The organism is Niveispirillum sp., from assembly GCF_017996735.1.
In the GTDB taxonomy this organism is placed as follows: Bacteria; Pseudomonadota; Alphaproteobacteria; order Azospirillales; family Azospirillaceae; genus Niveispirillum.
The window spans coordinates 95,269-106,248 of sequence record NZ_JAGOGJ010000008.1 but is presented as its reverse complement, the minus strand read 5'-3'; the positions used below and the strand labels follow the sequence as shown (position 1 = coordinate 106,248).

The following is a 10,980-nucleotide window of genomic DNA, read 5'->3' as shown; positions in this document are numbered from 1 at the left end:
GTTTATATCTGTGCCCAGGACCGGACCGATACTGGGGCAATGCGCGATCCGTGCGGTGATGGCGCGGGCGAACGGCTGTACAGCCTGATGAACATGCCGGCGGATGGCGACAGCCACGTCTATACGCAAAGCGAGATCGACCGATGCCTGTCCGCGATGGAACGCCGCGTTGCCCGGAACGGGCTGACGCTGACCTACGACCGGCGGGCCCTGTCGGTGACGACACCGGACTGGTTCCACCGGCTGTATCCCGGAACGGGTGGCGCCCTGTATGGGATGGCGTCCCACGGCGCGATGGCATCCTTCCGACGGCCGGCGGCGTCAGGCCCGATCCGGGGGCTGTATCTGGCGGGCGGCAGCGTGCATCCGGGGCCGGGAGTGCCGATGGCGGCCTTGTCGGGGAAGATTGCGGCGGAAAGGTTGATGGCGGACCGGGCTTCGATCGGCCGGTCCCATCCGGCGGTTATCACTGGTGGTATGCCGATGCGGTCAGTGACTGCGGACAATTCGCGCTGACCATCATCGCCTTCATCGGCTCCGTCTTCTCGCCCTATTATCACTGGTCGGGGCGGGGCCGGCCGGATGATCATGTAGCGTTCAACGTCGCGCTTTATTCACCATCGGGTTCCTTCTGGTGCATGACCGAGCGGGGCAGCACCAGCTTGCGGCGCGACGCGCATGGCCTTCGGATCGGGCGGAGCAGCCTGTCGATGCGCGCCGACCGGCTGCTGATCGACTTTTCCGAAACGGCCTTGCCCTGGCCGGGTCAGCGTCTGTGGCCCAAGGCGGTGTCGGGCCGGGTGGAAGTGATCCCCGATATCTGCGCTGACCGGCTGTTCTCGCTCGACCCTGCGGGACGGCATGTCTGGTCACCCCGCATGCCCCGCGCCAGGGCTACAATCACCTGTGACGCGCTGCCCGGTGGGGGATGGCAGGGCCGGGCCTATCACGACATGAATTACGGCGACCGCGCCCTTGAACAAGATTTTATCGGCTGGGACTGGGCCAGGGGCCATGAAGGTGTCGATGGCGATACCGTGATCCTGTATGACGCGCTTGCTTGCCAGGGAACCCGCCGCCGCCTTGCCCTGCGCTATGATGGCCGGCAGGGGCCGCAACCGCTGCACATGCCCGACCGCCAGGGTTTGCCGCGTGGCTTCTGGGGGGTGCGTGCCGGTATCGCCTGTGACCCTGCAACCACCCCGCGGCTGCTGCATCGACTGGAGGATTCGCCCTTCTACACGCGGTCGCGGGTGGAGACGGTTCTTGATGGCCGGCGGTTCGACATGATGCAGGAAACGTTGGACTGCCGGCGGCTGTCCCATCCGCTGGTGCGGCTGATGCTGCCCTTTCGCATGCCGCGCCGGGCGCTCCGGGGTTAGTCCTGGCCGTCGTCCGGCTTTTTCCGTTCGCGGTCCTGTCTCTCATACCGGCGCAGGTCCAGCCTTTGCCAGATGTAGAAGCCGACAGCCAGGGCAAAGACAAAGCCGGCTTCGATCAGGCCGAAATAATCCTCAAACAACGCGCCCCACCTTCTGCCACCGTTCCTGCCGTTGGGCCTGTCTTTCCGCCCGGTGGCGAAGCTGCAGGCGCAGCATGATCGAGGCCACATTTTCCAGGCTCGAGGATGGATAAGGATGCGGTGCCGCTGCCCGTGCCTGTTGGAAGGAAGCTGCCGCCGCCGTCACCAGACGCAGCACCGCGGGATCGGCCGGCGCGGTTTCCGCCGCGCGGGCGATATCGGCCGGCAGCAAGGCGGGCTGCACGGCCCGCACCACCAGGGCCAGCTTGCGGGGCAGGGTGGTGTGGGCGCGATGATTGACACTGTCAAACCCGTTACGCGCGATGCTGCGGCCAATATCCTGATAGGTCAGGGCGGCGGTACGGATGGCATGGTGGCAATTGGCGGGAAGCCGCGCGATCCCGGCATGGCCAAGCTGGTAATGATGGTCGGCGGCGGTCAGCAGACGCTGGACGACATGGCCAAGGGCGGGCGAAAAACGGGGGGCGGCCAGGAACGCCTCGGCGTCGATCCCCGCTTCCCGCAACCAGTCCAGCGGCAGGTAAAGCCTGCCATTGCGCGCATCCTCGCCAACGTCGCGGGCGATATTGGTCAATTGCATGGCCAGCCCCAGGTCGGCAGCCCGCGCCAGTGTCCAGGCGTCGCCTTCGTTCATGACCAGCGACATCATCAATCCCACGCTGGACGCCACCCGCGCGGCATAATCCTTCACCTCGCCGATCGTGTGGAACCGCCGCCCCTCCATGTCCATGGCGAACCCGTCGAGCAGGGCCAGCGGAATGGCCTTGGCGATGGCGTGTTTCTGCACGATCCGGGCAAAGGCCCGGTCACAGGCATAATCGCACGGTGCCCCGTCATAAAGCCGGTCCAGCCGATGGCGAAGCCTGTCCAGCGCGTCGGGACGCCGCGCCTGATCGTCGATCAGATCGTCGGAATGCCGGCAGAACGCATACAGCGCGTGCGCCGCCTGCCGGGTATGGCGGGGCAGCAGAAGCGAAGCGATGTGAAATGATTTCGACCCGCGCCGAATGGACGCGGTACAACTGTCCAGGTCGATCCCGGCGCCGGTGAACCCATAATTGAGGTCGATGGACCGCCCCGGCAGGGGCCGCGCCAGATGATATCCCTCGGGCGGTTCCCTGTTTGCCGCCCCGCCATCCGTTGCCGGCATCCATTCCGTCATGGTGGCGTGCTCCCCCTTTTGCGGCCGGCAAAGTCTCTGGCGTTGGGCACCAGGCCTGCGACGATGCGGGCCGATGACAGGACACCGGGCAGGCCCGCGCCGGGATGGGTGCCCGCCCCGCACAGGAACAGGTTGTCCAGTTCCTCGCTGCGGTTATGGGGCCGGAACCAGGCGCTTTGCAGCAGTTTCGGTTCCAGGGCGAAGGCGGCACCTTGCCATGACAGCAGCCGGTCACGGAAATCCAGCGGCGTCGCCAGGTGTGAGACGGTGATATGCCGCTCCAGATCGGGCAGGATGGTGCGCGACAGATGGGCCGCGATGCGCTGGCGATAGGTTTCCGCCATCTCCTGCCAATCCACGGACCCGCCCAGATTGGGAACCGGGCTCAGCACATAGAAGGCATCGCAACCATCGGGGGCCACGCCGGGGTCGACGGCACTGGGCCGGTGCAGATACAGGCTGAAATCATCGGCCAGCCGCTGCCGGTGGAATATATCGTCCAACAGGCCACGGTAACGCGGCCCGAACAGCATCGTATGGTGATGGACATCCTCATACCGACGGTTGGTCCCGAAATACCAGACGAACAGCCCCATGGAATAATCGCCCCGGGCGATCTTTGCGTCGGTCCAGCGCCGCCTTGGATGGTGGCGCAGCAGGCGTCCATAGGTGGTGGCCGGATCACCGTTTGAAATCACGATGTCGGCCGCGATCGTCTCGCCACTGGCAAGGCGCACGCCCGTGGCCCGTCGCCCCTGCGTCATGATCGTGTCGACCGTTTCGCCCAGACGGATCGTGCCGCCATTGCGGCGCACCAGATTGGCGATGCCCTGGACCAGGGCATTGGTCCCGCCCATGGCGTAATGCACGCCATACCGGCTCTCCAGATGGGCGATCAGACAGTAGAAGGAGGTGGCGGAATAGGGGTTGCCGCCGATCAGCAGCGGGTGGAAGGAAAAGATGGTGCGCAGCCGATCATTACGGAAATGCTTTGAAACGACCGAATGGACGGAGCGATAGCCGCCAAGCCGCGCCAGCGAGACCAGGGTGCGGGCGGTGAAGGTCAGGCTGTGAAAGGGGCGATGGGCCAGTTGCTCGAACGCGACCTCATAGATGCGCCGGCTTTCATCCATGAAACTGCGATATCCCCGCATATCGGCGGGGTCGAACCGCGCGACCTCCGCTTCCATCGCGGCCGGATCGCCCGAATAGTCGAACCAGGCCCCGTCATCGAAACGGATGCGGTAGAACGGGGAGCAGGGCCGCAGTTCCACATCATCCGACAGCCGCCCCCCGCAATCCCGCCATAATTCCTCGAACATCCAGGGCGCGGTGATGATGGTGGGGCCCGCATCGAAAACATACCCGTCCAGCCGGTGGGCGTAAGCTCGCCCGCCCGGTGCGTCCAGCGGGTCGATGATGGTCACGCCATAGCCGCGTGCGGCCAGAAGGGCGCCCGTGGACAGCCCCCCGACACCAGCCCCGATTACGATGGCCTGCGGTCGGGAAGGATCGGGGACCTGTGCCTCGGCCCTGGGGCGGGGGTGGATCATGTTCATGCGGCGTCCACCCTGCTGGATGGGCACGCGGCGACGGCGTCGGTGACCAGATTGCTGACCAGATCGGCCCGGCATTCATGCAGCAGGTGACCGCCGCGATCCGCCAGCGACAGGCGCGCCCCTGTGGTGCATTCCGCCGCGTGGCGGGAATCCCCGCATGGCACCATCGGGTCATCCTTCGCGGCGATCAGGGTCGGTGGGAGCGGCAGGGCGGCCAGCATCCGGTCGAACCGGCTCAGGTCCCAGGCGGCCATCATCCCGAGTGTACCTTGCACATGCCCCGCCGATGTCAGCAGCCGCCGATACAGTGCCGCACCCTTTTCATCAATGGCGGACCCGGTGGCGGTCAGCAGATTGTCCCCGAACCACCGCCCCCGCGCCGCCAGGGAGAAAATCTTCGCGGTAACAGGGGCGGCGAACAGCATCTTGGCCAGGGGAGAGAACAGCCTGTCACCCCGGATCGGCCGAAAGGCGCCGTTGATGGCGATGACCAGCGGACCCGTCTGTCGTCCGCTGGCGGCGGCCAGACTGACCGCCACGGCCGCCCCGGCGGAATGGCCGATGATGGCGGCCGGCGTCAGGCCCAGGATGGTGATCAGGGCCTGCACCGACCGGGTCATGCCGGTCAGCGACAGGTCCACGGGCCGGCGTGGCCGGCTGAAACCTTGACAGGGCAGGTCCAGGGCGACGACACGGTGCGCGCCGGCAAGGGGGGGCATCAGGTGCCGCCAGGAATGGCAGGATGCCCCCGCTCCATGCAGCAGCAACAGCAAGGGCGCCCCTTCCGGCCCCATTTCCTGAATATGCCAGCGCAGGTCGGCCGTATCGACAAAGCGGCTGGCCGCCCGATGGGGCCAGTCCTGTCCATCCCGATCCCAATCCAGCCAGGCCCTGCCCATCATCATGGCGGCGCCCTGTGCATCGTGGTCCGCACGATCTGCGACATGCGTGCGGCATCGGCCTGGCGCAGCAGGTGCAGTTCAGCCCCCAGCATCCCGGCCAGGCTTGTCACGCTGTCGCGTGGTCGTCGCGCAATGTCGATGCAGATGCAGGTCAGGCCATGTTCCCGGTACAGTCTGGCGATCCGTTCGGTCTGGCGTCCGGCCAGGGCCCGATCGGCGGTGCCATCCAGCGCGATATTGCCGCTGCCATCGGTCATCACCACCACGATGGGTGTGCTGCCCCGCCGGCGGGCGGACAGGGCCATCTCCAGCCCGCGCTCCAGCCCGGAGGCCAGCGGTGTGGGGCCGCCGCCGGGCATAGCCGACAGCCTCCGTTTGGCCGATACCAGCGACCGGGTTGGTGGCATCAGGATTTCCGCCGCCTTTCCGCGAAAGGCGATCAGCGAAACCTCGTCACGCCGGACATAACAATCGGCCAGCAATTGCTCGATCGCGCCCTTGGTTTCACCCAGCCGTTCCAGGGCCGTCGATCCCGACGCATCCACGATGAAGATGGCCGTGGAAGGTTGTTCATGCCGGCGCCGCCGATAGCGGAAATCCTCCTTATGGATACGCAGCCTTGCTGCATCGCCCGAACCACCCCGCAGCCGGGCGCGAAACCGCTGCCACGGGATGGCTGCCCGCAATGTCTCCAGCAGATCGGGTCGCGCGTCGAGGAAGGGCGGGCTGCTGCTGGTGGCGAAGGGTCGGCCCCGACGGGCGTTGCGTGCCGCGGCCCCGCCCTTGCCACTCTTCCGGCCGTGACGGGCGGCGCGTTCAACGCTGGCCAGCGAGAGCCCGTCGATACGGCCCTGTTCGACGGCGGCCAGCAATTCAGTCAGGCTGTCCAGTGCCTGTTCTGCCCCGTCCTCCCCCTCCTGCGGACCGGGGGGTGATGGCGCCCGGTTCTCTGCGGGTGGGGGCGGCGGTGCCGCCTGCTGGTCCGGTTTCGGCTGGGCCTGGGGTGGTTCGACGCCAATGCATAGTCGAAGCGCCGCAACCGCGTCCTCTGCCCCGACCGCGTCGCGCCCCGAGATCGCAGCATGGATGCGGGCGACCCGTGACAGGTGGTGCAGCGTGCGCAGCGACCGGTGACCGGCAGCCGTCGCGATGGCGCAGAGTGGCTCCAGCACTCCATCCGCAATTCCCACGGATTGCCAGTCGTCATGGGTCTGCGGCGGGACCGGCGGCACGACGCTGCTCCCCAGCGCCACGCCGTCCAGGTTGATATGCAGACCCAGCCGATCGGCCAAGGCCGTTGGCAGCGCCTCCTCCTGATCGGCGGCCTCATCCAAGGCGACGACGGTGAAGCGGCAGGGAACGCGCGTTACCGTTCTATCCGGGCCGGGTCGCAGGCTGGGGCAGACCTGTGTATCCATCGCCTCGGCAATCACCGCCGCCGCTCCCGGCTCCAGCCGTTCTGCCATCGGGATGACCAGCATGCCGCCATCGGCGGTGGCCAGGATGCCGCTGTCCCAGGCCATCCTGCCCTCGGCCAGCGATCGCGCAATATCCAGATGACCGCCCAATGTCGCCGCCGTGACCCCCGGCGGCAGCCGCACGCTGGGGCCTGAAAGCGTCAGTGACCGAAGATGCGCCAGAAAGCGGTCGCGTACGCCCGACGCGCGGGCGGTCAACCACAGGCCGCCGACCGCCGGCCCACCCGTCGCCAGGATCCGGGCCGCCGTCAAGGCCAGGTGCCACCGCTCCTCGCTCTGACGGTGCATGCTGTTGCACATCCCGTCGATATCGTCCGCCTCATGCATGGCCATGTCCGCCATCCAGGGCGGCCAGTGCCCGTTCAATGCGCGGCGTCGTTCCCGCCTCGTCCATCGGGTCGCGGCGCAGCCGGTGGCACAGCACCATGGGCGCAATCTCTTCGATATCCGTCCAGGTCACCGTCATGCGTCCGGCCAGCGCCGCCGCCGCGCGCCCGGCCCGCAGCAATGTCAGTTCGCCGCGCATGCCATCGATGCCCAGCCGCATGCAAAGCTGGGACATGCGGAACAGGATGGCGTCCGGCACCTCCACCTTTTTCACGATCTTGCGGGCGGCGACGACATTGTTGCGGATGGCGGCCTCATCCTTGGCCCGGTCGGCGACGAAACCATCCGGATTGGCTTCATAGGCATCCCGGCGGCGGATCACCTCGATCCGCATTTTCAGATCCATGATCGTGCGCACCTCGACCGACAGGCCGAAGCGGTCCAGCAACTGGGGTCTAAGGTCGCCTTCCTCGGGATTGCCACTGCCGACCAGCACGAAACGTGCGGCATGCCGGATGCTCAGCCCCTCACGCTCCACGACATTCACACCGGACGCCGCCGCGTCCAGCAGCAGGTCGACCAGATGATCCTCCAGCAGGTTGACCTCGTCTATGTAGAGGAAGCCACGATTGGCGGTGGCCAGCAGCCCCGGCTCAAACGCCCTTTCCCCCGCCACCAGCGCCTTTTCAATGTCAAGCGACCCGCACACCCGATCCTCGGTCACACCCAGGGGCAGGTCCACCATCGGCGTCCGGATCTTCACCGTTGCGGGCTTGGCCGCACCGGTTGCGCGGCAATTGGCGCAGGCGGGTTGGGGATCGCCCGGCAGGCAGTTATAGCGACAGCCGGCGCGCGTCTCGATCTTCGGTAAAAGCTCTGCCAGGGCGCGCACGGCAGTGGATTTTCCCGTGCCCCGGTCGCCCATGACCAGCACCCCGCCCAGCAACGGTTCCACCGCAGCCATCAGCAGTGCCTTCTTCATATCCTCCTGGCCGACGATGGCAGAGAACGGAAATGGGCTGGGCATGGGGTCTGTTCCGCTGTGGGAATGTGTCAACAAATATTGACACTATTTTGCGGCCAGATGAAGGGGAAATTGACACCTGGGTGATTGCGGGGTGAAGCGTCATGCGGACGAAGCGGTGGAATCTTACCGGCTTGTTGGGGGTCCCAATCGGTCAGGTTTTATCCGGCCCGGTTTCGTGCTTGCGCATGCGGCCCCGGTAATGGATCAGGCGGCCCAGCCAGGGCAGATCAATCGGAATATCGAACGTGAAATCCTGATCCGCCGCCCGCTCCACCGCTGCGCAACGCGGGGCCAGCCATTCCGGCATGGGCAGGCCCAGGAACCTGCAGCGTACCAATGTCAGATGCAGGGCGTCGGGTGTGGCATCAATGCGGAAGATATTGGTGATGATGCCCATCCGTTCGACCAGCAGGCCGGTATCCCGTCCTGAGCCCGGCATAAGGCTGCTGGCATAGCGGCGGTTGCCGAAGCGGCGACGCCAATGCTCCCACATAGGCGTACGATCGAAGATGACGGTCACCGGCACCTCGCGGCCGGGCTCGGGTAGGCCCATCAGGGTACAGATCAGCCGGGGCAGCAGGCCCGGCATCATATCGATCTGCGCCAGTCCCGACAGTTCCAGGCAGCCATGCCCGTCATGGACATGGCGGACGGCATCGGGCAGCAGGTCGATGGCAGGACCCAGCAAGTACCGAAAAAGGGGGGTGCCCTGTGTCGTCATGGCTCAGAACTCCGGTTTGGCAATCATCAGATAGAAGATGACCAACACGCCGATAAAGGCGGGCCAGCCCAGTGCGAACCAGATGGCGGCATAGCGGTGATAGAGGGGCGGCAGTGCCGTCCCTTCGGCCAGCGCCGCCTCGGCCATGCGCCGCATCCGGATCTGCAACCAGACCACCGGCAGCCAGCAGGCCCCCACGAGGAGATAGAGCAGGATGGCGGCCAGCAGCCAGCCGCTATCCATCGGATATCCCGTGATGCGCGACAGCCAGACGCCCGTAACCGGCTGTGCAATCACGGCCGGCGTCGTGAACAGCCAGTCGGCCCACACCACATTGCGGTTGACCACGGCGGCGGCGGACAGGTTGCCCGACCGGTTGGCCATCCAGCCATGGAAAGCCGTGCCCAGCCCCGTGCCGAACAGCAGCGTCGAACTGATGATATGGACATATTTCAGCAGGATGTAGTCATCCATTATCCGCCTCCATCGCCATCATGGCCAGCGTGGCGCCCGCGACGGCCAGATTCTTGGTGATCGCTCCGAACGGGTGCAGCCACAGGTCCGGCAGGTAAAGACTGATCAGGATTGTGTACCCCGTCATCAGGACCAGTTGTGCGGCCCCAACTGCCACCGGTCGCCAGCGGCACAGCAGGGCCAGCCCCAGCAACAGGTCCAGCACGGCGCCCGTGTAGAGCGCGATGGTGGCCGACAACCCCGTCAGGCCCAGTGGTGCCAGCAAGGCATAGCTGTCCGCTACGGGATAGAGACCCATCGACACGGTGCCGGTCCAGATCCAGATGGCTGCCAGCAGCAGGCGCAGCGGCATGGTCAGCGGCAACAACCGCGCCCGCCAGCGGTCCCCCGCCATGGCGGGATGCCGCGCCAGGGCGGCCGGCAAGGCGCGGGCCGGGCGACCCAGGATCGCGCGCATGGGACCATCATCGCCGACATTGCCGGCAGCCAGCATGGACAGGCTGTCGCGCGATGCCGGTCCCAGCCCGAACCGGTCCCCCAGTACTGCACCCAGGGTCAGCAAGGCATGCGGCAGGGGCAGGAATTGGGCGGGGCGCAGACCCAGCCAAGCGCGCAGAGTTTGCGTGACCCCATCCGTCGTCATCGGCTCCGGCCCCATCAGGTCCAGCCGGCGGGCAAAGGGCGGTGTATGGTGCAGCAGGCGGATGATCACGTCGATGACATCATCGATATGGATCGGTTGCACCCGCCAGATGCCAGGGCCGAGACGCAGGGGCAGGGGTGCGGCGGCCAGGGCGCATAGCATCTCCGTACTGGCCCCGCCGCGTCCGATGATCAGCGACGGGCGCAGGATGGCCCAGTCCAAGCGCTGGCCGGTAGGGTCCAGGGCAGCCAGATGATCGTCCGCCGCCTTCTTGCTTCGATGATAGCGGCTGGTTCCCGTTTCATCGGCACCCAGGGCCGAAAGCTGGATGACACGGCGGACGCCGACGGCCAGGCAGGCATCGAACAAGGCCTGGGCACCGCGTTCATGCACGGCCTCAAAAGCGCCGGCCCCATCGCGGATCAGGCCCGCCAGATTGACGACGGCGTCAATGCCGGTCAGCCTTGGCCGCCAATCTTCTGCGGTATCACGGGCCATGTCGCAGGTCAGGAAATCCATACCGGGAAACAGGCGTTGCAGCCGGCGGGGATCGCGACCGGCGGCGACGGGCGTGTCGCCCCCCTCGGTCAGCCGGGGCAGCAGGTGCCGGCCGACAAAGCCGCCGGCACCCACGATCAGAATGCGCATCACATCACCTCCCGTCGTGCCGGCAGATCGTTTGCACGCGGCGTGCGCGTCCAGATGGCATAGCCCATGCCCAGCAGCGCCGTCACGATGCCGCCCACGGAATAGAACACCACGCCGCGCAGGACCTGCACCACGTCGCCGTTCAGGTTGACAGCCGACACTGCCAGCATCGGCACCAGGATCACCATCGCCACGGACCAGATGGTCCAGAAGCGCGACCGCTGTTCAGTGCCGCACAGATCACCCAGTAGCACCAGCAACGGCCGCCACAAGGCCGCGGCGGCGATGGAGGAAAGGGCCAGCGTGATGAACCAGCCCACCAGGGTCAGGGAAAGCGAGGCCATGGCAAATCTCCGTTCCGTCGGTTTCGGCGCGCCCGGAAGGGTCACCCGGATACCATCAATGCGATTGGCATGCCATGTGCGTGACCCGCGCCGTGAAGGCCGGAATTCGGCGCGTTTGGCTTCAAATGGGAAGCAGCGGCGTTAACGGTGTG

General features: G+C 66.4%; 12 protein-coding genes. 2 read left to right on the top strand and 10 right to left on the bottom strand.

Features of this window, described 5'->3' with window-relative positions; translation table 11 throughout:
* Nucleotides 1-516 (top strand): FAD-dependent oxidoreductase (locus KBA48_RS05215; protein ID WP_292903943.1); only part of this gene is annotated, 516 nt, incomplete at its 5' end.
* A gap of 122 nt (nucleotides 517-638) precedes the next feature.
* Nucleotides 639-1,382, top strand: a complete 744-nt coding sequence (locus KBA48_RS05210) for a carotenoid 1,2-hydratase (protein ID WP_292903942.1) — start codon at nucleotides 639-641, stop codon at nucleotides 1,380-1,382.
* Here KBA48_RS05210 and KBA48_RS05205 read toward each other — a convergent pair.
* From KBA48_RS05205 to KBA48_RS05160, 10 genes are all read right to left on the bottom strand, one after another.
* Complete coding sequence (locus KBA48_RS05205; RefSeq protein ID WP_292903941.1) at nucleotides 1,379-1,522, bottom strand: hypothetical protein; 144 nt, start codon at nucleotides 1,520-1,522, stop codon at nucleotides 1,379-1,381. The genes KBA48_RS05210 and KBA48_RS05205 overlap by 4 nt on opposite strands.
* Entirely contained in the window at nucleotides 1,515-2,705 is a 1,191-nt protein-coding gene (locus KBA48_RS05200) for a phytoene/squalene synthase family protein (protein WP_292903940.1), read from the bottom strand. The genes KBA48_RS05205 and KBA48_RS05200 overlap by 8 nt, the downstream gene beginning before the upstream one ends.
* A complete protein-coding gene (crtI, locus tag KBA48_RS05195) occupies nucleotides 2,702-4,264 on the bottom strand; it encodes a phytoene desaturase family protein (protein ID WP_292903939.1) in 1,563 nt (520 codons plus the stop codon). Before crtI ends, KBA48_RS05200 begins: the two co-directional genes overlap by 4 nt.
* Nucleotides 4,261-5,169 (bottom strand): alpha/beta fold hydrolase BchO, encoded by a 909-nt coding sequence (gene bchO / locus KBA48_RS05190; RefSeq protein ID WP_292903938.1) that lies wholly within the window; start codon nucleotides 5,167-5,169, stop codon nucleotides 4,261-4,263. Before bchO ends, crtI begins: the two co-directional genes overlap by 4 nt.
* Nucleotides 5,166-6,977, bottom strand: a complete 1,812-nt coding sequence (locus KBA48_RS05185) for a VWA domain-containing protein (RefSeq protein WP_292903937.1) — start codon at nucleotides 6,975-6,977, stop codon at nucleotides 5,166-5,168. Before KBA48_RS05185 ends, bchO begins: the two co-directional genes overlap by 4 nt.
* The gene (bchI, locus tag KBA48_RS05180; RefSeq protein WP_292903936.1) at nucleotides 6,964-7,998 is read right to left on the bottom strand and encodes a magnesium chelatase ATPase subunit I; all 1,035 of its coding nucleotides are present in this window, start codon (nucleotides 7,996-7,998) and stop codon (nucleotides 6,964-6,966) included. The genes KBA48_RS05185 and bchI overlap by 14 nt, the downstream gene beginning before the upstream one ends.
* Nucleotides 7,999-8,149: 151 nt before the next feature.
* Entirely contained in the window at nucleotides 8,150-8,719 is a 570-nt protein-coding gene (locus KBA48_RS05175) for a DUF4166 domain-containing protein (protein WP_292903935.1), read from the bottom strand.
* Between the two features lie 3 nt (nucleotides 8,720-8,722).
* Nucleotides 8,723-9,193, bottom strand: a complete 471-nt coding sequence (locus KBA48_RS05170; protein WP_292903934.1) for a DUF2269 domain-containing protein — start codon at nucleotides 9,191-9,193, stop codon at nucleotides 8,723-8,725.
* The gene (locus KBA48_RS05165) at nucleotides 9,186-10,484 is read right to left on the bottom strand and encodes an SDR family oxidoreductase (protein ID WP_292903933.1); all 1,299 of its coding nucleotides are present in this window, start codon (nucleotides 10,482-10,484) and stop codon (nucleotides 9,186-9,188) included. The genes KBA48_RS05170 and KBA48_RS05165 overlap by 8 nt, the downstream gene beginning before the upstream one ends.
* A complete protein-coding gene (locus KBA48_RS05160) occupies nucleotides 10,484-10,828 on the bottom strand; it encodes a hypothetical protein (RefSeq protein WP_292903932.1) in 345 nt (114 codons plus the stop codon). Before KBA48_RS05160 ends, KBA48_RS05165 begins: the two co-directional genes overlap by 1 nt.
* Nucleotides 10,829-10,980: the final 152 nt, after the last annotated feature.